General features: G+C 69.9%; 17 protein-coding genes and 3 pseudogenes. 11 read left to right on the forward strand and 9 right to left on the reverse strand.

Annotated elements, in window-relative coordinates; genetic code table 11:
- Positions 1-49 precede the first annotated feature (49 nt).
- A complete protein-coding gene (locus AC068D_RS18695; RefSeq protein ID WP_478824106.1) occupies positions 50-289 on the forward strand; it encodes a hypothetical protein in 240 nt (79 codons plus the stop codon).
- Positions 289-666, forward strand: a complete 378-nt coding sequence (locus AC068D_RS18700) for a fic family toxin-antitoxin system, toxin component (RefSeq protein WP_478824107.1) — start codon at positions 289-291, stop codon at positions 664-666. Before AC068D_RS18695 ends, AC068D_RS18700 begins: the two co-directional genes overlap by 1 nt.
- Positions 667-1,015: 349 nt before the next feature.
- On the opposite strand, the gene AC068D_RS18705 is transcribed toward AC068D_RS18700, so the two are convergent.
- Both AC068D_RS18705 and AC068D_RS18710 read right to left on the reverse strand, forming a co-directional pair.
- Positions 1,016-1,312: an antibiotic biosynthesis monooxygenase family protein gene (locus AC068D_RS18705; protein ID WP_478824108.1), complete on the reverse strand. Its 297-nt coding sequence runs from the start codon at positions 1,310-1,312 to the stop codon at positions 1,016-1,018.
- Between the two features lie 160 nt (positions 1,313-1,472).
- The gene (locus tag AC068D_RS18710) at positions 1,473-2,366 is read right to left on the reverse strand and encodes a winged helix-turn-helix transcriptional regulator (RefSeq protein ID WP_478824231.1); all 894 of its coding nucleotides are present in this window, start codon (positions 2,364-2,366) and stop codon (positions 1,473-1,475) included.
- An 87-nt stretch (positions 2,367-2,453) separates the two neighbouring features.
- On the opposite strand from AC068D_RS18710, the gene AC068D_RS18715 reads away from it, so the two are divergent.
- Together AC068D_RS18715 and AC068D_RS18720 are read left to right on the forward strand one after the other, a co-directional pair.
- Complete coding sequence (locus tag AC068D_RS18715; protein WP_478824109.1) at positions 2,454-3,122, forward strand: O-methyltransferase; 669 nt, start codon at positions 2,454-2,456, stop codon at positions 3,120-3,122.
- 16 nt (positions 3,123-3,138) lie between these two features.
- Entirely contained in the window at positions 3,139-3,966 is an 828-nt protein-coding gene (locus tag AC068D_RS18720; RefSeq protein ID WP_478824110.1) for an MOSC domain-containing protein, read from the forward strand.
- A gap of 125 nt (positions 3,967-4,091) precedes the next feature.
- Here the strand turns inward: AC068D_RS18720 and AC068D_RS18725 are convergent, their stop codons facing one another.
- A complete protein-coding gene (locus AC068D_RS18725) occupies positions 4,092-4,427 on the reverse strand; it encodes a MarR family transcriptional regulator (RefSeq protein WP_478824111.1) in 336 nt (111 codons plus the stop codon).
- A gap of 118 nt (positions 4,428-4,545) precedes the next feature.
- Here AC068D_RS18725 and AC068D_RS18730 point away from each other — a divergent pair, with 118 nt between their 5' ends.
- Entirely contained in the window at positions 4,546-4,965 is a 420-nt protein-coding gene (locus AC068D_RS18730) for an STAS domain-containing protein (protein WP_478824112.1), read from the forward strand.
- Between the two features lie 68 nt (positions 4,966-5,033).
- On the opposite strand, the pseudogene AC068D_RS18735 reads toward AC068D_RS18730, so the two are convergent.
- Positions 5,034-5,162, reverse strand: a pseudogene (locus AC068D_RS18735) (IS5/IS1182 family transposase); the annotation flags it as partial.
- Positions 5,155-5,274 (reverse strand): annotated as a pseudogene (locus AC068D_RS18740) (DUF3626 domain-containing protein); the annotation flags it as partial. The pseudogenes AC068D_RS18735 and AC068D_RS18740, both read right to left, overlap by 8 nt.
- A gap of 205 nt (positions 5,275-5,479) precedes the next feature.
- Here AC068D_RS18740 and AC068D_RS18745 point away from each other — a divergent pair.
- Positions 5,480-5,920 (forward strand): hypothetical protein, encoded by a 441-nt coding sequence (locus tag AC068D_RS18745; RefSeq protein WP_478824113.1) that lies wholly within the window; start codon positions 5,480-5,482, stop codon positions 5,918-5,920.
- Positions 5,921-6,172: 252 nt separating this feature from the next.
- On the opposite strand, the gene AC068D_RS18750 is transcribed toward AC068D_RS18745, so the two are convergent.
- On the reverse strand, positions 6,173-8,629 hold the full coding sequence (locus tag AC068D_RS18750; RefSeq protein WP_478824114.1) for a SpoIIE family protein phosphatase: 2,457 nt from the start codon (positions 8,627-8,629) through the stop codon (positions 6,173-6,175).
- A gap of 209 nt (positions 8,630-8,838) precedes the next feature.
- On the reverse strand, positions 8,839-12,210 hold the full coding sequence (locus AC068D_RS18755) for a tetratricopeptide repeat protein (protein ID WP_478824115.1): 3,372 nt from the start codon (positions 12,208-12,210) through the stop codon (positions 8,839-8,841).
- A gap of 193 nt (positions 12,211-12,403) precedes the next feature.
- On the opposite strand from AC068D_RS18755, the gene AC068D_RS18760 reads away from it, so the two are divergent.
- On the forward strand, positions 12,404-12,526 hold the full coding sequence (locus AC068D_RS18760) for a hypothetical protein (protein WP_478824116.1): 123 nt from the start codon (positions 12,404-12,406) through the stop codon (positions 12,524-12,526).
- A gap of 265 nt (positions 12,527-12,791) precedes the next feature.
- Here AC068D_RS18760 and AC068D_RS18765 read toward each other — a convergent pair whose 3' ends face one another.
- Positions 12,792-13,031, reverse strand: a complete 240-nt coding sequence (locus AC068D_RS18765) for a hypothetical protein (protein WP_478824117.1) — start codon at positions 13,029-13,031, stop codon at positions 12,792-12,794.
- A gap of 466 nt (positions 13,032-13,497) precedes the next feature.
- Here AC068D_RS18765 and AC068D_RS18770 point away from each other — a divergent pair, with 466 nt between their 5' ends.
- Together AC068D_RS18770 and AC068D_RS18775 are read left to right on the forward strand one after the other, a co-directional pair.
- A complete protein-coding gene (locus AC068D_RS18770) occupies positions 13,498-17,097 on the forward strand; it encodes a WD40 repeat domain-containing protein (protein WP_478824118.1) in 3,600 nt (1,199 codons plus the stop codon).
- 15 nt (positions 17,098-17,112) lie between these two features.
- Complete coding sequence (locus tag AC068D_RS18775; RefSeq protein ID WP_478824232.1) at positions 17,113-17,355, forward strand: Clp protease N-terminal domain-containing protein; 243 nt, start codon at positions 17,113-17,115, stop codon at positions 17,353-17,355.
- Here the strand turns inward: AC068D_RS18775 and AC068D_RS18780 are convergent.
- The gene (locus tag AC068D_RS18780; RefSeq protein WP_478824119.1) at positions 17,286-18,245 is read right to left on the reverse strand and encodes a proline dehydrogenase family protein; all 960 of its coding nucleotides are present in this window, start codon (positions 18,243-18,245) and stop codon (positions 17,286-17,288) included. The genes AC068D_RS18775 and AC068D_RS18780 overlap by 70 nt on opposite strands.
- Positions 18,246-18,384: 139 nt before the next feature.
- On the opposite strand from AC068D_RS18780, the gene AC068D_RS18785 reads away from it, so the two are divergent.
- Both AC068D_RS18785 and AC068D_RS18790 read left to right on the forward strand, forming a co-directional pair.
- The gene (locus AC068D_RS18785; protein WP_478824120.1) at positions 18,385-19,344 is read left to right on the forward strand and encodes a GlxA family transcriptional regulator; all 960 of its coding nucleotides are present in this window, start codon (positions 18,385-18,387) and stop codon (positions 19,342-19,344) included.
- A 388-nt stretch (positions 19,345-19,732) separates the two neighbouring features.
- Positions 19,733-20,591, forward strand: a pseudogene (locus AC068D_RS18790) (IS5 family transposase).
- The last annotated feature ends 5 nt before the right edge of the window (positions 20,592-20,596 follow it).

Here is a 20,596-nt window from a genome sequence, read left to right on the forward strand (position 1 = left end):
CCCGCCGCAGCCACCTGGACATATTGGTAACAGCTGTTACCATTCGTGCATGGCCAAGACACAGCTGGGCGCCCGCGTCGATGCGGACGTCGCGGAACTTGCGAAGAAGCGCGCTGCCGACCTGGGCTTGAGTATCGGGGACTACCTCGCCCGCCTTGTCCAGGACGACGCCAGTGGCCTGCGCGCCCGCGCGGTGGACGCAGCCGCCCGCTTCCTCGCCGAGCACCAGGACGTCTTTGACGAGGCCGAGGACTCCCAGCAGACGCCCCACGGGGCGCGCGCCGCCTGATGGAACTGCACATCGACGTCCCCTGGATCCTGCAGGTCGCCGAAGCAGCCGGCGCGCACGATCCCGTTCCCGACGACTACGGCGTCCCCGTCGCCGCTGTCGCCCGCCACCGGGCCGAGCTGTTCGAACAGCCCGTCTACGACGGCCCGTACGCCAAAGCAGCCGCCCTCGTGCACAACCTGGGCCGCTGCCGCTGGCTGGAGCGCTCCAACCTCGCCGTCGCCGCCGCAACCGGCGTCATGTACCTCGAAGCTGCAGGCATTCCCGTCAAGCCCACCCGCGACGACGCCATCGCCCTCAAAGACCTCCTCCTTGAACCCACTTGCACCGCCGGAGAGATCGCCGCACTGCTGCGCACCTGGCCTGCGGCCACCTGACGTCCGCTCGCTCCGCTGCGGCCCGTGTCCGTGCCTGCTGCGTCGGCGGGGGTGGTTGTCGCCCGACGACAACTCCGCGACGCGCTCTGCCAGGGAGTGACACAGAGGGACGCCCGTCGACGGAGCCCGCGCGACGCAGACGGTCCCTCCGGCGTCCCACGCCACATCACGCCGTCGACCAGCAGCCGCAGGTCGGGGATCGGACCGCGCCCGCCCAACGGCAGGTGCGGCTCAACCACCGCCCACTCGTCGTCCGTGAGATCGCCCCGAATCGTCCCGCGTGTCTACCGCCCCGGTCCAGCCGGGGCAGCAGAACTGCCGAACTCGTGATCCGAACGCGGCTCACTCGCTAGCCGAGAGGTGCAAGCGTGAAGTGCCGGACCTGAAGTGGTGCAACGAGGTACTCGTCCTCGCCCGGCAGAACCACGGGCTGGTCACGCCAGTGCTCGCCGGCGTAGCCGACCAAATCCTGCTCGCTGCGCCAGCGGCTGACGTACAGCAGCGAATCAGGCGGCGCGAGCAGTACCTCGTGGTCCACCAGCCCTGGGTAGCGGCTGGGAAACTCGCGTACCGCAGAGACGATCATGTCGCGGAACGCTTCGAAGCGTTCAGGACGTATGCGTGCCTCACTCACCCTGATGATCACGGTCGTCAGGGTGTCACGTAAGCAGACGCGGCGCCATCTTCCTGCCGCGTGCTCTGAAGGCCGTCCGCCGCCGCGACCAAGGGGTGATTTTCACCCGGCCACGTGAACGGCCCAACGACCGATCACCACATGGGACACAGTCGTGAGTCTGCGCGGTGGATCAGGCGTCAGTCGTCGCGCCCATCGCGCCCGCGACGACGATTGCGTGCTCCACGGCGGTGGGGATATCCGTCACGGGGAAGAGCGTGTGCCGTACGACCCGGTCGGGGCCGATCACCAGAATGAGCCGCTTGATGCGGAGGTTCTGCCCGGCCCGGAAGGTCGGCAGGCGCAGTGCCGCGGTGAGGTGGAGCTGAGCGTCGGACAGGAGGGGGAAGGGCAGGTCCTCCGCCTTGGCGAAGGCGGCCTGTTCCTGCGGTGACTGGGTGCTCACGCCGAGGACCGCGACGCCTTCCATCCGCAGTCGCGGCCAGGCCGCCCGGAACTGTCGGTTCTCGAGCGTGCAGCCGGGACTGCCGGGCACCTGCGGGCCGGCGAGGTCGGCGGGGGTGCCGGGAATTCCGGTGGCCGGGTAGGCGAAGAGGATCGTCGCGCGGGCGTCGGTGGCGACGGCGTCGTGCTCGCGACCGTCGGTCCCCGGCAGCCGCAGCCCGTCGGGGACCGGCTCTCCGATCAGGGCCGCAACGCGGCGGGCCTCGGCCCCGTCGTCCGGTGCCAGCCCGGTGAGAGTGCCGTCCCCCAGGAGCCACTGGTCGGCCCAGTCCTGGAGCGAAACCAGCACGGGAACGAGGCCGAGGCCCTGCTCGCTGAGAACGTACTCGTAACGGGGAGGGCGCTCCTGGTATTGGCGGCGTTCCAGGACGTTGTGGTCGGTCAGGGTGCGCAGGCGCTCGGACAGGACCTTGCGGGACAGGCCGAGTTCGTCCGCGAGCCGATCGAAGCGGTTGTGCCCGCGCGCGATCTCGCGCAGCACCAGGAGGCTCCACCAGTCGCCTACGACCGCCGCGGCCTGCGCGATTCCGCAGGCGTCGTCGGCCACCAGCCGTGCACCCATCGTTCCGCTCCAATTGCCGTTGACAGCCCACCGAAAGGCCATAGTAGGTTCCTTCTGAACCTAGTGAGTATCGAAAGGAAACCCACTGTGTCACTGGCCACCTGGACAGCGGTCGACGACTACTTCAACGGCCTCCTCGTTGACGAGGACGGTCCATTGCTCGCAGCAGCCAGGGACAGTGACGAGGCTGGACTCCCCTCGCACCAGGTCGCCCCCAACCAGGGCAAGTTGCTGCAGCTGATCACCCGGCTCCGAAACGCCCGCACGGTGCTGGAGATCGGCACTCTCGGTGGCTACAGCACCATCTGGCTCGCCCGAGCCCTCCCGGAGGACGGCCGCCTGGTGACCCTGGAGGCCGACGAGAAGTACGCCGCCGTGGCCGCCGCCAACATCGCGCGCGCCGGACTTGAGCACGTCGTCGACATCCGGGTGGGCAAGGCCCTTGACTCGTTGCCCCGGATCGCGCAGGAGGGCGTTGGCCCGTTCGACCTCGTCTTCATCGACGCGGACAAGCCCTCCAACCCCGACTACCTGGAGTGGGCCCTCAAGCTGACCCGCCCCGGCAGCGTCATCGTCGGCGACAACGTCGTTCGCGACGGCGCGGTCACCGACCCGGCCAGCACCGATCCCCGGGTCCAGGGCGTGCGTCGCTTCACCGAACTCATCGCCGCCCACCCCCGGCTGACCGCCACCACGGTGCAGACCGTCGGCGCCAAGGGTTACGACGGCTTCACCCTCGCCCTCGTCACCGACTGACGCGGGACCCCGCCCCATGGCCCGCGTCGTCGAGCTGTCGTACTACCCCGTAAAGGGCTGCGCCGGAACGTCGGTGTCCGAGGCCCTCCTGACGCCCGCCGGCCTCGCCCACGACCGCAGCTTCATGGTCGTCAGCGAGCAGGGTGTGTTCCGCACCCAGCGCCGCGACCCCCGTCTGGCCCTGATCCGGCCCGCCGTCGACCCGGACGGCCGACGGCTCACCCTCCGCACCCCCGGCACCGAGCCGCTCACCATCGACGTGGACACGTCGGGTGCCCGCAGGGCGGTGGACCTGTTCGGTGACCCGTACCAGGGCATCGACCAGGGCGACCTTGCGGCTGCGTGGCTCTCGGACGTACTCCGCGCTCCCAGCCGTCTGGTCCGCGTGCCCCCGGAACACGACCGCGTAACAGACGGCATGACCTCAGGGACCTCCGGCTACGCCGACAGCTGCCCGCTCCACGTCGTCTCCCGCGCCACCCTGGACCTGCTCGACTCGAGACTGGCCGCCCGCGGTGCACCACCCGTCCCCACGAATCGCTTTCGCGCCAACGTGGTCGTCGACGGCTGGGACGATCCGCACACCGAGGACCGCGCCCACCGCTTCACCATCGGTGCGGCCGAACTCGGCTACGCCAAGCCGGCGATCCGCTGCGCCGTCACCATGGTCGACCAGGAGACGGGCACAAGAGCCGGCCCGGAACCCCTGCGCACACTGGCCACCTACCGGCGGGCCGCCGAGGGCGGCATCGCGTTCGGTGCAAAGTTCGCCGTCCTCAGCCCCGGGAAAATGTCCGTCGGCGACGAAGTGACCGTGACCGCATGGGGCCGATCGGAGTTCTAGACGCTTGAGCGCACCGTCGGGCCGACAGAGCTGCGTTCGGCAACGGCCAACCCCGCCGAAGCCCTGGCCCCACCAGGACAAGCGCCGCTGCGCCGCATGGTAGTTGCTCGCCCCGGCGTCGAGGATCAGGGTGCCCTGGTGTCCGGGCTGACGGCGCGGTCCACCTCGTCTGCGGCGAGCAGGGAGAGCAGCGAGGCCACCGTGAGCCCAGCCTCGGCGGGGTGCCGCAGCACTTTCCCCTGCTCGATCCGGTAGCTGTTGGAGCGGCCCTCGCGCGTGTGGGACAGATACCCCGCCTGCTCGAGGTCGGCAATGATCTTCTGGACTGCACGTTCCGTCAGTCGGCAGTGTGCCGCCATGTCGCGGATACGCACGCTCGGGTTGTCGGCAATGGCAGCGAGCACGCGGGCGTGGTTCGTGATGAACGTCCATCCGTTGTGCGGTTCTGGTACTCCTCCCATGACTCGATCCTATTGCCGAACAAGGACGCACCAGAAGACATGAACTGAGTTTCATGTAAGAGTGGTCGGGTTATCTACGTGAGGTGACCTTGGAGGGGTGGACGTGGGAGGGGCCGCCATGGGAAAGCATGTACACGGACATGGATCCAGTTCCTGGAGCGTCCGGGCAACCGCCCCCAGGGCCGTACCACAGCCCCTCTCGACCGACAGCTACCTACGAGCCGGCGGCCGGCTGGCGATGGTGGTCCGTGGCGAACTCGACCACGACAGCGCACCTGTCCTGCGACGCGCTCTGCAGGAAGCCCTGGAGCGGTCGCGTGCCGGCCTCGACCTCGACCTGCGCGCTGTGGTCTTCATCGACTGCGCAGGTCTGAACGTGCTGCTTGCGCTGCGGCGCGAGGCGCGAGCACAGGGGAAGACGATCGCCCTGGGCCCTCACAGCGCAGTTGTCGCAAGGCTCCTCAGCCTCACGGAAACTGCCGCGCTGTTTCCCCGGTGCTCAGCAGAGAGTCCACCCGGGGCCCTGGGGGGCGGCTGACGTGATTGCGGGCGACATCCTCGAGGTCCTCTCCACCTGAGCCATCTGAGGCCCGCTTGGCGATCCTCTCAGTTGGTCAATCTCCGGTAGCAGATGAGGGTGGCGGCGATGCCGGCGAAGGCGAAGAAGTGTTCAGCCTTGCGTTCGTCGCGGCGGTGCAGGCGACGGCACCCGGACAGCCAGGCCAAAACGGTCCGGGTGGAAGTTGAGGGTCACCCGCAGCGCCGGGTCCATCGAAGGGCCCGACGCCAGTTCCGCGACATGCCGAAGGGCCCGTTCCTGTGATGTCCGGGAGGCTGCGGAGCTCATCCGCACAGTCTTCCCCAAGGCAATCGACCGGCGCACGCGGATTGCCCGCCGACAGCCCGTTCCGGCGTCACGGAGCGTTGATCGCCCATCGAGACGATCTCTTGGTCCCCCCCGTGCCTGCGGGGATGTCCCATCAACGGCCGTGAACCCGCTGCTGAACTGTAAACAACTTGTCCGCGGGTGCGGCGCACGGTGATATGCGGTCATGAGCAGAATGGCGCAGATCATCGTGCTGGCACGGGATGAAGGCGAGGTGATGGAGCCGCTGACGAGGGACGACGAAGCCCGCACCTGGCACGGCCGGTTCCAGCAGATTCCCGGCTGGTTCGTCGGAGGCTGGTACATCGAGTTCGAGCGGTGGAGAAACCGCTACGGAGTACTGAAGGACCTCGAGACGCTGCCGTGGAACGAGCCGGAGTGTGTTCAGGTCATGCTCCACGATGAGGAAGACGATTGCTTCGGCCTGTGGATGTTCCGTGACGGCGCACTGGCGGAGGTGGCGATCCCGGGCACTCAGCGGGTCCACACGCCTGCGCCGTTGTGGCGGGAGGACCCACATCCCGGCGTCCTGATCCGGACTGATCACGGCAGGGACGAACTGCGGCACTCGCCGGAGCATGCGCAGGACCCGCGGCTGTCCTGGTAGCCAGGCAACCCGATCTGCCTCGAGGAGCTGGGCAACGGGCGACGGCACCACCGGCCGCACAGGGTCGGGCCGCTGCCTGGGGATGGGGAATCTCGTTGAGCAGAGGCGTCCCACCCGGGAGCGCCGGAGTGGGGAGAGCCGGGGCTCTGACCGCAGTTCCCTGATGAACGGCTGCAGTATTGGCGCCCGAGCCGAGGAAGGACCCGGCCTCGTGGAGCTCGTCGTGACGGTCGGCGTACTGCTTTCGGGGTGTCATCCAGGGCGAGTTGAGCGGAATTCGGTGAGGAGGAGTGCGATGTCGTCGGCCCGGTAGGAGGAACCGCGGGCGTCGTGCAGGAGCCGGTCGGCGAGTTCGTCGAGTGAGTCTGCGCGGGCGTGGGCGAGGGATGTTCGAAGGCGGTCGATCCCCGCCTCGATGTCGGTGCCGGGTTCCTCGACCAGGCCGTCGGTGTAGAGGGCGAGGACTGATCCTGGTGGGAGGGCAATCCTGGTTGTGGGGTAGGTACTCGTGTGCTCCACGCCGAGGACTGGGCCGATGTCGAGGTGAAGGGCGTGGGTCGTGCCGTCGGGATGGCGGAGTAGGGGTGGGGGATGGCCGGCGGTGACGGCGTAGGCGTGGTGGCTGCGGGGTTCGAGGTGGAGGTAGCAGCAGCTGGCGAGCAGTCCGGGGTCGAGGTCAAGGAGGGTTCGGTTGACGCCTGCCATCAGATCGCCGGGCGTGTGGCCCACAGCCGTGAAGGCCCTGACTGCGCTGCGTAGTTGGGCCATGGTGGCAGCCGCGGCGATGCTGTGCCCTTCCACGTCCCCGATGACAAGACACACCCCTGTGTCAGCGCGGATGACGTCGTACCAGTCGCCGCCGATGTCCATTCCGCTGGTGCCGGGAAGATAGCGCGCGACGGTACGGATGCCCGGGACTCCTGGCAACCGGTGGGGAAGGAGCGCCTGCTGCAGGCCGCGCGCGACGGCGAACTCCGAGTCGTAGAGCCGCGCTCGTTCCAACGCCTGGGCGATCAGCCCGGCGAGTGCGGTCAGTACGCCGCGGTCCTTCTCCGTGAACCGATGGACCTCGTCGAAGCCGAGGACACAGGTGCCGACGGGGCGGCTGGAGGCGATCAGCGGCAGATACGCCCATGAGCTCACCTCCCCGGTGGGGATGCCTGGATAGCCTCGGGACAGGTCCTGCTGCGACTCGATGAAGAGCGGAGCGCCGGACGTCAGGGCATCCGTACCGGGCAGGCGGGCGTGCAGCGGTACTCCCTCCAGCCAGTCGAGGAAGTCTTCGTGGTGGCCGGTGTGAAAGAGCCGGTGCATTGTTTTGTCGCGGACCACGTAGATCGCCAGCTGTTGGCCTCCGAAGGCTGGCAGAAGCTGGTCGGCGACGACTTCGCAGACTTCTTGTGCGGTGACCGCCTCGGTCAGCGCGCTTCCCAGTTGCAGGACGTGGTACATGACGCCCATGCGCACTGGCGATGTGGTGCCTGGGGAGGCAGGGGTGGTTTCGGCCGATGAGGGATGCGTGATGGGGACCACCCGGCCGGTCACTCCGTCCGCTTGGGGGTGGAGGTAAAAGGTGAGCCACTGGTCGGGCGGCTGGCGGGCCAGGAAGGAGGACGGCGTCTGCGAGATCATCGCGGACCTGTGTCGGTATTCGACGTCGGGGTCGGACAGCCACGGCAGTACGTCCCAGAGAAACCGGCCCAGCACCTCGTCGCCGGAGACGCCCAGCAGTTGCAGGGCACTGTGGTTGGCGTAGGTGACCTGCCCGTTGGGGGCAAGGGAGAAAAGCCCGTCCCGCAGCCGCTCGACCGCAGCGACGGCCCCATGACCGACCCGGTAGTCCACAACTGCGCCGGTCAGATGAGTCCCTGCCCCTGCGTGGACGATCTCTGATACGCGCCCCCACAGCTCGACCGTGCGGTACTTCTCGTCGCGGTCGCTGCCCTCCCGTATGCGCAGGCGCCGCGCGGTGGTTCGGCCCTGGCCTGTTGCCTCCCGGCCGACGGCGCGGAAGGCAGCACGATCGCCGGGATGCAGGCAGGAAGCCAGCGTCTCAGCCTGCCCGTCGAAGGTACCCGGGTCGAGACCGAAGATCGCGCAGAATTCGTCGTCCACGGTGAGAGTGCCCGAGACGAGGTCCCAGTCGAACAGGCCGGCCCGCACGGCCGTCGCCGAGTAGGCCGGGTTCTCAACGGGAACCGTCTGCGGGTCGCATTCCACAGGATCACCGGTACGGGTACGGAGATCGGCCAAAGAGTCGCCGAGTCGTCCGGCGATGTTCCGCACCTGGCGTCGTTGGGTCTTGGACAGCCCCTCGCTGCCGGGCGGGGCCGCCCAGACGATCGCCAGGGCCCCGAAGGTCTCCCCGCCTGCGGCCACGGGCACGGAGCAGGAGCCGAAGGCGTACGGCAGGGCCACCGCGAGCTGGGGAAACCGGCGCATTGTCTCCTCGGCGTCGGCCAGATGCACTGTGCGCCCCAAGCTGTACGCCACGGCGACCGGAATGGGACTGCTGACCGGAATAAGGCGCCAGCCACCCAGCAGCGAGGGCGGCGTACCACACGTAGCGGCCAGCACTATCGACCGGCGGTCGCGGGAACGGAGGAAGACACTCCCCGCATACGCACTGGTCCGTTGGACAGCTTCGACGACCGCTGCGGCGAGCAGACCCTCACGCTCCACCGCCTCACCGACGATCGTCCTGCGCATATTTCCAGTCTGCGCGGGCCGGCCCACCGGTGGCCAACGCGGTGACCCAGCGAGACGTACTGGTCACAGACCGGACAGAGCCCAGGCGAGCAGCTATGGCGTCCCACATGCCGGCCGGCACGTGCGGGCCGCGGCATCGCCGCGCGCTCGCCGGGCCGGCCAAGCGGCCGATCGCCCGGACGGTCCCCAAGCGGACCTTCATCAGACTTCTAGGGCCTGTTGTCTGCCTGGCCAGCGCTTGCGAGGGCGCGAAGCACCTCCGCCCACGTCTCCTCGGCCCTTCTGAGGTGGCCTTCGGCGGGCCCTGGCCCGGCGGCGGCAAGCCGCCGGAGGATGGTCAGGGCTTCCGTCACCGCGGACAGGGCCTGCGGCACATCGTGCCCGCCGCCCACGCGCGCCCGGGCGGAGGTCCACAGGGAGAGGGCGAGGCGGAGTTCGTGGGATGCGGGATCGTGGACGGCCAGCCGCCGGTAGAGGGTGGCGGATTCCTCCGCGGCGGCCAGGGCCTCGGCCCAGCGGCCCAGCTCGGCCAGGCAGGCACTGAGAATGCCGAGAGCCATGGCGAGGTCGCCGCCCTGCGTGGCCGAGGCCGTCTTGGCGAGGGGGCGGTAGAGGGTGGCGGCCTCGCGGGCGTGGCCGGCTGCTTCGTCCCACAGCCCGAGCTCCATCAGGCACGCGCTCAGGCAGCTGAGCGCCATGGCCAGGTGCGGAGCAGGGGCTGCGGGGTCGGCCTGCGCCGACCGGCGGCGGACTGCTACGGCAGCCCGGGCGTGGGGCAGCGCGTCGGCCAGGCGTCCCGCTGCCGACAGGCGGAGGGCAAGCGTCCGCGAAGCCTCCGCGAACCGGTCGCCGTGCACGTCCGGATGGGCCTGCGCCAGCTTTTGGTAGAGCTCGGCGGATTCCTCGGCCGGCGCCAGGGACTCGGCCGTGCGTCCCACCGCCATGAGTCGGATCCCCAGATTGTTCAGCGCCATCGCGAGGTGGGGTGCGCAGGCGGCGGGGTCGGCCGCCCGCCGATAGGTGGCCACGGCCTCCTCGGCCGCGGCCAGCGCAGACTCACGCCGATCCAGTCCGCCCAGGCGGACACCAAGGTTCGTCAGCGCCATCGCGAGATGGGGTTCGTAGGCCACCGGGTTGCCCTGCACAAGGCGCCGACAGACCGTGACTGCCTCTTCGCCGATCACGAGCGCCTCGGTCCTCCGGCCTGCGCGGGCCAGGAAGGCGCCCAGGTTGGTGAGCGCGGGGGCGAGCTGCGGCAGGTGGGTCGCGGGCGCTGCCTCCGCCAGCCGGCGCAGGACCGCGACGGCCTCCTCGGACGCCGTCAGGGCTTCGTCCCACCGGCCGTGCTCCGACAACCTGACCGCCAGGTTGGACAGGGTGGTCGCAAGGTCCGGTCCATAGTGGGCCGGGTCGACGCGGGACAGCAGACGGCAGAGGTGCGCCGCCTCCTCGGTGGCGGCCATCGCCTCCTCCCGTCGGCCCACCTCCGCCCGGCAGACACCGAGATTGGTCAGTGCCCGTGTCAGGTCCGGTAGGTGGTGCCCGGGATCGGTGGCGGCCAACTGGCGGTAGACCACCACCGCTTCCTCCGCGGAATCGAGCGCTTCCCGGCGCAGTCCCGCGTCCACCAGGTACGCCCCGAGATTGGCCAGTGCCCGCGCCAGCTTCTCCGCGTGGGCAGCGGGATCGGCGGCCACCAGACCGCGCCAGGCGGTCACGGCGCCCTCGGCCCTGCGTACGGCTTCCCCGCGCCGTCCTGCATAGTTCAGGCGCCGGGCGAGGTCGTCGAGGAAGCCGGCGCGGACCAGGGGATCCTCAGTGGAGTCCAGACGTTCCCGGGCCAGCCGCGAGACGACGGCCGCGATGCCCGGGTCCAGGTCGGTGTGGCGGGCCTCGGGAAAGTGCGGCTCGATTCCCGCCAGCACCTCCGGGCCAATCCCGTCGACCTCGGCGAGGACCGCAAGGGCGGCGCCGCCGGCCTGCAGCGCGAGTTGCGGGTGCCGGGTGAGCAGGCGGGTGAGGGGACCGGCGGCCAGATGGGGCCAGCGGTCAGCGGCGTTGATCAGTACGGTGAGGGCGTCACGGCTCCAGGGCAGGGCGGGCGGCGGGGCCTCGGTGTGCGCGCCGAGGAGTCGGGAGGGGGCCGCGGCGGCCCACGGGGTCGACAGGTGGGAACGGTCGTGCCCGGGGGTGGTCAGCGCGATGAAGTCCTCGCCGAGGCGGTCCGGATACAGCGGCTCCAGGCAGGTGGCGGAATCGGCCGGGGGATAGCACGCAGCGTGGTCACGGAGGATCTCTCCGGGCAGGGCGCCGGAGGATTCCACCCGGGCCCTGGTGAGGGCCTCGCACCCCGTGTCGTAGTCCACCGCCCGGGTCAGGGTCGCGGTGTACACGGCCTGAGCCATGATCTCGGGAGCGACCGCCGGGCGGGCGCCGCCGATCTCCTGGCGGTGGATCCGGTTCCAGTGGTCGCGTTCGCGGTCCAGGAGATACGCCGACAGCGCGTCGGGGTCGCCCGGCGGCCTGGTGCCGCGCAGGCGGGCATCCACGGCCACCAGGGCGGCCATGTGGACCGTCAGGGTCAGTCCGTAGGCCGGTGCGCTCAGGTCCGCGGGCGGGGGAACGGCCTTCGGATCCGGTAGGCCGAGGGCCTCGGCGAAGCAGTCACGGGCGACGGTGTACGCCTCGCGGCGGGCGTCGGCGTCGCCGTCCGGCAGGGGTGGCAGGGCGAAGGCGTCGGGCACGTACCCCCACCGCCGCAGGTCCTCGTGCCGGCTCGCCCACCAGTTTCCCGAGCGGGCAACCAGCAGGATGCGCAGCCGTTCACCGGGCCGCGCCGCGGCGTTTCGCAGGAGTGTCCCGAGCTCCGTAGCCGGCCAGCGTTCCGCGTAGTCGATGATCAGCAGGGATCTGCGCCCCAGGTCGGGCAAGGCTGCTGTGCCGCCCGCGTCGGACGCACCCTCACCGGTGCGCACCGCCTGCCACACCCTCCATCCCGCCCCTGCGGTGTTCGCCAGCCGGGCCGCCAGGCGGGTCTTGCCCCGGCCGCCCGGCCCGTGCAACAGGCCGACAGCGACAGCGGGTTCGGCCCCGTCCCGCCACTGTTCCAAGGCTGCCAGGTCCTGCTCCCGCCCGGTGAACGGGACGATCTGGTGGCGGGCCAGGAGCAACTGGCTGGGCTGGTTGTGCCACGCCTCCATCGGCGGTGTGCCGGTGGCCGGGAAGGGTGCCACCCGGAACGGCGTGGGCGGCGCCGCAGACCGCTCCTCACCGAGCAGCTCGAGGACCTCGGTCAACTGCGCATGGCGCCTTCGCCACAGCTCACGGTCGAACAGTGCGGCGAAGACCGTCCTCTTCTGTTTCTCGGCGTACACCTCACAGGCACTCAGGAACGCGTTGACGAAGTCCAGGTCGATGAGCGCGGTGAACTGGGCGTTGAGCACCCTGCCGATGCCGGTGGTGCTGAGCCGGTTCCCGCTGTGCTTCACCAACGCGCCGTAGGAAGGGTTTCCGGCATCCCTGCGCACCTCCCGCAGGTTGTCCGCGAAGCGTTCCCGAGCCTTCTGCGCCGCCGTCGTCATCCTCGCCCCCGTCCGTATGCGCTGCGTCCCCGATCGTCCCGGGTCGCCTCCTGGGCCCGAGGCCCGTACAGGCTCCAATGCCGTACGCATCCCGGATCGTCCCGGATACGTACGCCGGGTGGACCGCCTCTCCGATGCTCGTTCCCGCCGGTCGGCACCAACGCCCCGGCAGGCTTCCCCGAAGGAGACGACGATGCCTGCACCACGCCTGTCCCGACGCGCCCGGTGTGCTCTGGCCGCCACCGCACTCCACGCCGCCGTCAGCGGCGCGGCGCGCGCCGTGGCCGCCTGGCTCCTGGACAAGATGACGTCCTGACGTCCCGCCCGCACACGGCGTGTCCGCCGTGTGCCACACCGTAGGTCACACAGGCCGATCCGGGTGGGAAAACTCGGACAATGCCGCCCTGCCCGGGCAGGGCGGCGCCGGACAGGGAGCCCAGCCGGCCCCGTCAGTTGCCGCACCTGTCCGGCAGGTGGCCCCACTGCGATCCGGCGCGGAACTTCCGTGCGATCGCCTCGATCGCCTCACGGTGGTCCCGCAACGGCTGCCCCGCTCAGGCGTCCGATCGGCAAGCAAAGGCTCAATCCGCGACACCGCGGCTGTGACCGGCACACACCGGCTCACGTGTCGCGAACCACCCCTGGGCACAGGCGGCCGCGAGGACGGCCTCGGGCTCATCGAAGGAGCCGGGTTCCCGGCGGGCGTCGAGGGCGAGGAGGAAGTCGGTCAACGCCTTGCAGGGGATGCCAGCGGTGAAGTACGGGTTCCACTCCGGCAGGGCGCTGGCGCGACAGGAAGGGGCTGAGATCTGCAAGGCCACGGGAAGGTCCCCCGGTTCGAAGGGGCAGGCGGCGCGTGTCCACTCGGCGCTGCACAACTCGTTCGGGCTCGCTAGCGAGAGGTGTTGCGGGCGGTCGGCCGCCTCCGCCAGCCTGCGGAGCCGAGGGCCGTACCGACCCGGTCGGCGAGAGCGTCGTCGTCGCCGGCCTGGTGGCGCGGGGCAACCCAGTACCTCGGATCCGGGAGAGAGGAGTCGTTGCCGTGTGTCTGCCCCCCAGCGAACTGGCACAACGGGTTGACCGCAGCCCTCGATTACGGCCCATTGCATGAGCCCGTAGGGCATGATCAGCCGTCGTGGAACCTGAAGTGACATTAGCTCGGATGTCCGCCTTCGGCGCGCTCGGCGGAGTTGCCTTCGGCGACATCGTCGCCATCGTCGGAGCCACCATCCAAGCGTGGCCAGCTCATGGGGCAGCCGAGATACCTCCTGCGGCAGGGGGTGGGCCATGCGGCAAGTGGTGAAGACGGTGGCAATATGCCTGGCGGCGGCGCTGGCCGCGGCAGTCACAGTGCTGGCTTCACTCGCAGCCAACGCCGCAACCGCGCATGACCGTTGGCCCGGCGTCCTCGATGCTATCCGGGCCAGCCCTTGGCCCTGGGTGGGCGGGCTCGGGGCCGGGGCGGTGGCCTTGGCCGTGACCTCGGCCCTGATCAGTGGTGGTCCCTCGGTGACCGCCCAGGATCCACCCCCACCCGGCGCGCCCGCCATCCCCGCCTGGGTGGTGGATCGCACGGAGATCCGGCTGGCCGTGGCCGCCGTGTGCGGACGCAAGGCGGCGGCCGTGGGCATCACCACCGCTCTGGAAGGTGCGGGCGGTTTCGGCAAGACCACTCTCGCCACGCTTGTCTGCGCGAACCGGCGCGTGCGGCGCCGGTTCCGGGGCCGGGTCTACACGATCACCATAGGACGGGACGTACGGGGCAGGTCGGCCATCGCGGCCAAGGTTGCGGAGGCAACAGCATTCATCACCGGGGACACCACCGCCTTTGAGGATCCCGACCGGGCCGGTGACCATCTGGGGCGGCTGCTGGAACGGCGGCCACGGACCCTGATCGTGCTGGACGACGTGTGGGAGCCGGAACAGCTGGCACCCTTCCTGCGGGGTGGTGAGAACTGCGTACGGCTGGTGACCACGCGCGTGCCTGCCATCCTGCCGGAAGGCTCGGAGCGGCTCCCGGTGGATGAGATGTCTCCCGAGCAGGCCCGGTCGGTTCTCACCTGGGAACTACCCGAGCTGCCCGAGGAGACCGTGGCCGGTCTCTTACGGGCCACAGGCCGATGGGCTCTGCTGCTACGGCTGACGAACCGCCTCATCGCCCGGCAGGTCGCCACTGGAGCCGATGCGGCGGCGGTCGCCCTGGGGGCCTTGGAGGGGCTGCAGACGGGGGGCCCGGCCGCCGGGGAAGCCCCGCCCGAGCCGCTTGACCTGGACGACCCCGCCCGCCGGGCTCGTGCCGTCCGGGCAACCATCGAGGCCAGTACCAGCCTCCTCTCGGAGGGCGGCACCCGGCGCCTGGCCGAGCTGGCCGTGTTCGTGGAGGACGAGGCCATCCCTGTACCGATCGTCGTACAGCTGTGGCAGGCCACGGGCGGCCTCACCGAGCCCCAAGCGCGAGACCTGTGCGCCCAGCTCGACCGGTTCTCCCTCGTCGCCCTTGGTCCGGAGCACGGCGGGCGGATCACTCTCCACGACGTTCTCCGCGACTACCTGCGCGAGGAGTTGGGGGCCGCCGAACTGCAACTCCTGAATGGCGTCCTGGTGGACGCAGCTCTCCCGGCCGACTGGCTCGCAATCCAGGAGGGCTACCTTCTGGACCATGTGATCGAACATCTGCTGGCCGCGGGGCAGATCGGCAGAGCCGAACAGATCGCGGGCGACATCCGCTGGGTCGAGGCCCGCCTCCATCAACGCGGCCCCACCGCCCCTGTGAGTGACCTCGCCCGTATCCCGACCGCCACCGCGGCCGCCCTGGCCCGCGACCTCTCCCGTGCCGCCCATCTGCTCACCCCTATGGAATCCGACAGGATCCTGACCGCCGTCCTGCACAGTCGCCTGGCCGAACTCCCGCACTGGGACCGGCAGATCGCCGTCCGGCAGGCCGCACATCCCGGCCTCCGACCACTGCTGGCCAACCACTGGCCGCTCCCCGACCTCCTGGACCCCTCACCGTCACGCATCCTCGCCCGCCAGGTGCTGTCGCTGGCGATCGGACCGGACGGGGCCTGGGTGGCCACCGGCGACGCCCGCGGCGAAGTGGTGATCCGGGATACCGGGACAGGGACCGTCCTCGCGCGGGAGAGGGATCGCACGGGAAGGTCGGTCAGGGCCATGACTCCTTGCCCTGAAGGCAGTTCGCTGATGGTCGGTGCAGGCCGTTCGGTCCTGCGTATCGACCCGCTCGGTGGACGTCCGGCCGAGACGCTGTTCACCGCCCTCGGTGAGATTCGGGAACTGGCGACCGCACCGGACGGGAGCTGGTGCGCGGCGGCGGATGAGCGCGGGTTCACGTATGTGGAGAACGGCACATCCGTCTCCGCCCTGGGCCGAGGGCCTGACTTCACCAGGACGTTCCGGAACTTCCCCACCGCGCCCCTCGCGGTCGAGCCACCCGCCGTGCCCGACAACCAGGTGCAACGGTGGGACACGATGGCCCGGCAACCACTGGCTGTCGCTCCTGACGGTCGCCGGCTGGCAACAGCCGGGCCCGACAACGCGGTTCGCCTGTGGGATGTGGCTTCACGCACAACGCCGATGCAGACTCTCGTCAGCTCGGTTGCCGTATGCGCCGCGGCCTTCTCCCCGAACGGGGACTTCCTTCTCACTGCGGACACCCACGGCAACGTCCGCCGGTGGAACCTCGTCGGCCACGAGTCGACGATGATGAGGTCCGAGGCTTCCTCCACGCTCCTCGCCCGCCACCCCTGCTCGGTCACGACGCTGGCCATTGCGCCGTGCGGTACGTGGGCCGCCTGGGGCGACGCGGACGGGCTCGTCCGCCTGTGGAACCTGCCCAACGGGCGCCGCCGTGCGGTGTTGACGGGGCACACGGATGCCGTCGTCGGCCTCGCCGTCGCCCCGGACGGCTCCTGGCTGGCTACCTTGGGCCTTGACGGGGTGGCCAGGCTGTGGGAGACCCCGCCCGAGCGGCAGGTGGGGCCCGTCGATGCCGGAACCCGGCCCGTGGCATCAGTCGCGTTCACACCGGACGGGTCGCACGTGGCCACGGTGGGCGACGGCGCCACCGTGCGGCTCTACGGGGCGGAGGACGGTACCGCTTCACTGACACTCGGAAATGAGTGGTACGGAATGCGGCGCGGGCCGGAGGGCGCACATCTGCTGGCGTTCGGTCCCGACGGCTCGTGGCTGGCTTGCCCGAGCCGGAACAGAGAGATCAGTGTGTGGGACCTCGCCGCCAGGTGCGTGAAGGCCAACATGCGCGACCATGTCGACGTGGTGCACGCTTTGGCGGCCGCGCCGGACGGGTCCTGGCTGGCCAGTGCGGACCGTTACGGCAGGATACGGCTCTGGGACCCTGGTTCAGGAGAGCCGCACGCTGAGCTGACCTGCGACGTCCCGGTGCACGCGGTCGTGGTCTCCCCTGACGTGACCTGGCTGGCCAGTGGCGGCGACGACGGGGTGGTCACAGTCTGGGACCTGGCCACCCGCACCCGGAGGAACCAACTGACCGGCGGGGCTGGTGCGGTGCTGACGCTGTCAGTGTCACCGGACGGACGCTGGCTGTTCGGCGGGGGCGCAGACGGAACCCTACGCCTGTGGAACCCGCAGACCGGGGCCTACCGGGGCCTGCGCACCGGCAGCAATAGCCCACTCCACGCGGTGGCTGCCTCCCCCGACGGGCACTGGATCGCCTCGGCGGGCGAGGACGCCACCGTACGAGTGTGGGACCGCCGGGGCGGACAGGTGGTGGCCGCTCAGCGCACCGAGGGCCCACTGCGGTCCTGCAGCTGGCGGCCGGACAGCAACGGACTCGCCGTCGGTGGCGACCGCGGTCTCTACGTCTACCGCTTCCGGCCCGCAACCTGACACTGGCGCGCTGTGGTGTCGTCCCAGGGGGAGGCGACCCCTCTCGGACATGACTTCATCGATACGGAGCACATCCTGCTCGGCCTGGTCGGCACCGACCGGAGCACGGCGGGGGACGTGTTGCGGAAGCAGGGTGTCGGGCTGACGCGGGAGCCCGTACGCGATCGCAGCGACGAGTCCGTCCTTCGTCAGGAAGCGGCGTCGATGAGGGCCTGGAGAACGCGCTGCGGGTCTTCGGCGAGCCGGTTGCAGACGTAGAGCCACCACTCGGTCCCGAAGACGACGTACTCGCGGGTGGGGTGGCCCTGCGAAGCCATGGCATGGAGCCGGTCGGGCCCGAGACCCAGGAGTGTTTCGAATTCCCAGGGGGCGTTCTCGTGACCCTTTCCACCGAGGTGGCGGTCGATGTGGTGGATCAGGTCCCAATCGTGGGTGGCGAAGGAGCACAGGTGCCCGGAGGCGGCAAGCTGCTCCGCATACATGAGGTAGGCAGCGGTCAGGGCGGGGGCGTCGCGTGGGTGGGCGACGGTCTCGGGTTCGAGGAAGGCCCCCTTGACCAGGCGGATACGGCCAGGGAGAGCAAGGAGTTCTGGTAGGTCTTCGGCCGTGCGGTGCAGTCGCGCTTGGACGGTGACGCCAACGTGTTCGAACCGTTCACACAGACCCCGGTGTATGGCCAGCACAGCGTCGGTGCGGTCGGAGCCCTCGGCCGAGAGGATCATCTCCCTGCCGGTCCGGGCGGTGGCCTCCGCGATGCGTGAGGCGTTGTCCAGCGTGAGTTCGTCATCGACGGCGAGGCCTATGTGGGAGAGATCGAGGGAGATCGAGCAGCCGGGAGGCAGGAGTCGGGCAGCGTCGAGGAACACTTCGGTCTCCGCTGTGGCCCGCCGCGGGTCACGGCAACTCTCGCCCATGTACTCGACACTCACGCGGTGGCCGTCGGCACGGATGTCCTCGGCGCGGTCCTGCGCATCGTTGAGGCTTTCGCCGGCCACGAACCGCCGGGCGACCTTGCGGGCCAACGGGCCCAGAACCGGGTCTTGTGGGATGTGCCACTTCAGCTCCTCGTCGAGTGCGAGCCTCCGCAGTATCTGCGCCGCCTGTGACGAGAGGGCGGTGGTGACTGTAGTGGGAAGTTCGGTGGTCATTGGGCGCCTCGCTGCGGATGTCGTACGGGATGGCCGTAAGCCTTCCAAGGACAGGTGTCCAGCGGGAGTGGCAGAAATGACAGGTAGGCTGAAAAAACCGCCATCATCGTGGCGGTATGCCGAGGGGAGGCCTGAACCGATGCTGCGCGATGTCGCCGTCCTGGCTCTCGAAGGCAGTCATGCCTTCGAGCTGGGCATTTTCTGTGAGGTCTTCGGCATCGATCGCAGCGACGAGGCGCTGCCCGTCTACGACTTCGCCCTCGTCTCGGCCACCGGCGGCAGCGTGCCCACGCGGCACGGCTTCGACGTCCGGACCCCGTATGGCCTGGACCGGCTGTCGTCCGCTGATCTCATCTGCATCCCGGCCTACGACCCGGGGGTGCGGCAACCCGCCGGTTTGGCCGATGAGCTGCGTGTCGCCGTCGAGCGCGGCGCCCGCGTCCTGAGCATCTGCACCGGCGCCTTCCTCCTGGGCGACGCGGGCCTGCTGGACGGGCGGCGCTGCACCACCCACTGGCGCTACACCGAGGAACTCGCCCGCCGCTACCCGAAGGCCCGGGTCGAATCGGACGTCCTGTACGTCGACGAGGACCCGGTTGTCACCGGTGCCGGCACCGCCGCCGGCGTCGACACGTGCCTCCACCTGGTCCGCAAGGAACACGGCAGTGCCGTCGCCAACGCCGTCGCGCGCCGCATGGTCGCTCCTCCGCACCGGGAAGGCGGCCAGCGCCAATACCGCGAACGTCCCCAGCCCCGGGAGGGAACCGGCTCTCTCAGTCCGCTCCTGGCCTGGATGGAAGCCCACCTCGACCAGAATCTCACCGTTGCCTCAATGGCCCGCCAGGCCCACCTGTCCCCCCGTACCCTCGCCCGCCGCTTCCAGCAGGAAACCGGAACCACCCCCGCGCAATGGCTGACAGCCCAGCGCGTCCTGCTCGCCCAGCATCACCTCGAGAGCACGGACGACCCAATCTCCACGATCGCTCGACGGACCGGCTTCGGCACTGTCGACAACCTGCGCCACCACTTCGCCCGACGCCTGGGAATCACACCCCAGGGATACCGACGCGCCTTCCGCCCTTCACACCAGCAGTCATGACATCGCTTCGGCAGCGCCGCTCCCGGCTTGGGCTGTGCTCGCCGGAAACGCCATGCGGAGCGTGAAGGCGTATGGTGCCGGCCGATGCTCACGCAGATGGACCTGACGCTACGCTTCCTTCAATCCCGCGATGTGGGGTGGCAGGCCGGAGCGGATCGCGTCAGTGATGAACGTGCGTCGGAAGTCGTGCGGAGCAGTGTCCAGCGGCCGCCCGGTCGCCCAGTTGCGTCGGCGAGACCCGTGGAAGGAGGACCTCGCTCAGGGCGGGGAGGATGAGCTCGCCGGTCGTCTGGGAGTGCTCTCCGGCGCGGTTCCGCCGACGTTCACAGCGGTGTGCCGGGCGGACGGGCCGCGCATCGCGGCTAGGCCGTTTCGTTTGGATCATCGGATCGTTGGGCCGGGCGTTTCGTTGACTGACGTGAAATGGGCGCGGATTGAGCCTTTGCTCCCTGACCGGACGCCGAAGCGGGGTGGCCGCTGGCGAGACCACCGACAGGTGATCAACGCGATCGCGTTCAAGTTCCAGACCGGAACGCCGTGGGTCCACCTGCCGGAGAAGTTCGGCAACTGGCGAGGCGTCTACAACCGGCTGCGGATGTGGGCCCGCGACGGCACCTGGGAGCGGGTATTCACCACGCTGATCGCCCAGGCCGACGCGGACGAGGACCTCAATTGGGTCGTGTCGGTGGACTCTACGATCGTGCGTGCTCACCAGCACGCCGCCGGGGCCCGCAAAAGGGGGCCCCGGTCGGCGAACCGGACGACCACGCCATCAGCCGGTCCCGCGGCGGACTAACCACGAAGATCCACCTCGCCGCCGACGGCGTTGCCGCCCCCTGACCTTTCATCTCACTGCTGGACAGGCGGGCGACGCACCCGCTTTCGCCCAGGTGATGGCACGTCTGCGTGTTCCGCGCCGACGCGGACGGCCCCGCACCAGGCCGGACGTGGTCCTGGCGGACAAGGCGTACTCCTCACGCGCGATCCGCGCCCACCTGCACAAGCGCGGGATCCGCGCGGTGATCCCCGTCCCGGCGGACCAGCAGGCCCACCGGCTACGGCGCGGCAGCCAAGGCGGCAGGCCGCCGGCCTTCGGCCGCGACGCCTACAAGCAGCGCAACACCGTCGAGCGGTGCATCAACCGCCTCAAGCAGTGGCGGGGCATCGCGACCCGCTACGAGAAGACGGCGACCATCTACCTGGCCGGGCTCCACATCGCGGGCATATTCCTCTGGTCCGGCCGCTGAATCGA

It is taken from the genome of Streptomyces sp. NPDC043861 (genome assembly GCF_056435905.1).

Excerpts from the sequence above, each read along its gene's own strand:
- AC068D_RS18695 (WP_478824106.1), top strand. The coding sequence starts at position 50 with ATGGCCAAGACACAGCTGGGCGCCCGCGTCGATGCGGACGTCGCGGAA.
- AC068D_RS18700 (WP_478824107.1), top strand. The coding sequence starts at position 289 with ATGGAACTGCACATCGACGTCCCCTGGATCCTGCAGGTCGCCGAAGCA.
- AC068D_RS18710 (WP_478824231.1), bottom strand. The coding sequence starts at position 2,366 with ATGGGTGCACGGCTGGTGGCCGACGACGCCTGCGGAATCGCGCAGGCC.
- AC068D_RS18720 (WP_478824110.1), top strand. The coding sequence starts at position 3,139 with ATGGCCCGCGTCGTCGAGCTGTCGTACTACCCCGTAAAGGGCTGCGCC.
- AC068D_RS18725 (WP_478824111.1), bottom strand. The coding sequence starts at position 4,427 with ATGGGAGGAGTACCAGAACCGCACAACGGATGGACGTTCATCACGAAC.
- AC068D_RS18730 (WP_478824112.1), top strand. The coding sequence starts at position 4,546 with ATGGGAAAGCATGTACACGGACATGGATCCAGTTCCTGGAGCGTCCGG.
- AC068D_RS18745 (WP_478824113.1), top strand. The coding sequence starts at position 5,480 with ATGAGCAGAATGGCGCAGATCATCGTGCTGGCACGGGATGAAGGCGAG.
- AC068D_RS18750 (WP_478824114.1), bottom strand. The coding sequence starts at position 8,629 with ATGCGCAGGACGATCGTCGGTGAGGCGGTGGAGCGTGAGGGTCTGCTC.
- AC068D_RS18755 (WP_478824115.1), bottom strand. The coding sequence starts at position 12,210 with ATGACGACGGCGGCGCAGAAGGCTCGGGAACGCTTCGCGGACAACCTG.
- AC068D_RS18760 (WP_478824116.1), top strand. The coding sequence starts at position 12,404 with ATGCCTGCACCACGCCTGTCCCGACGCGCCCGGTGTGCTCTGGCCGCC.
- AC068D_RS18770 (WP_478824118.1), top strand. The coding sequence starts at position 13,498 with ATGCGGCAAGTGGTGAAGACGGTGGCAATATGCCTGGCGGCGGCGCTG.
- AC068D_RS18780 (WP_478824119.1), bottom strand. The coding sequence starts at position 18,245 with ATGACCACCGAACTTCCCACTACAGTCACCACCGCCCTCTCGTCACAG.
- AC068D_RS18785 (WP_478824120.1), top strand. The coding sequence starts at position 18,385 with ATGCTGCGCGATGTCGCCGTCCTGGCTCTCGAAGGCAGTCATGCCTTC.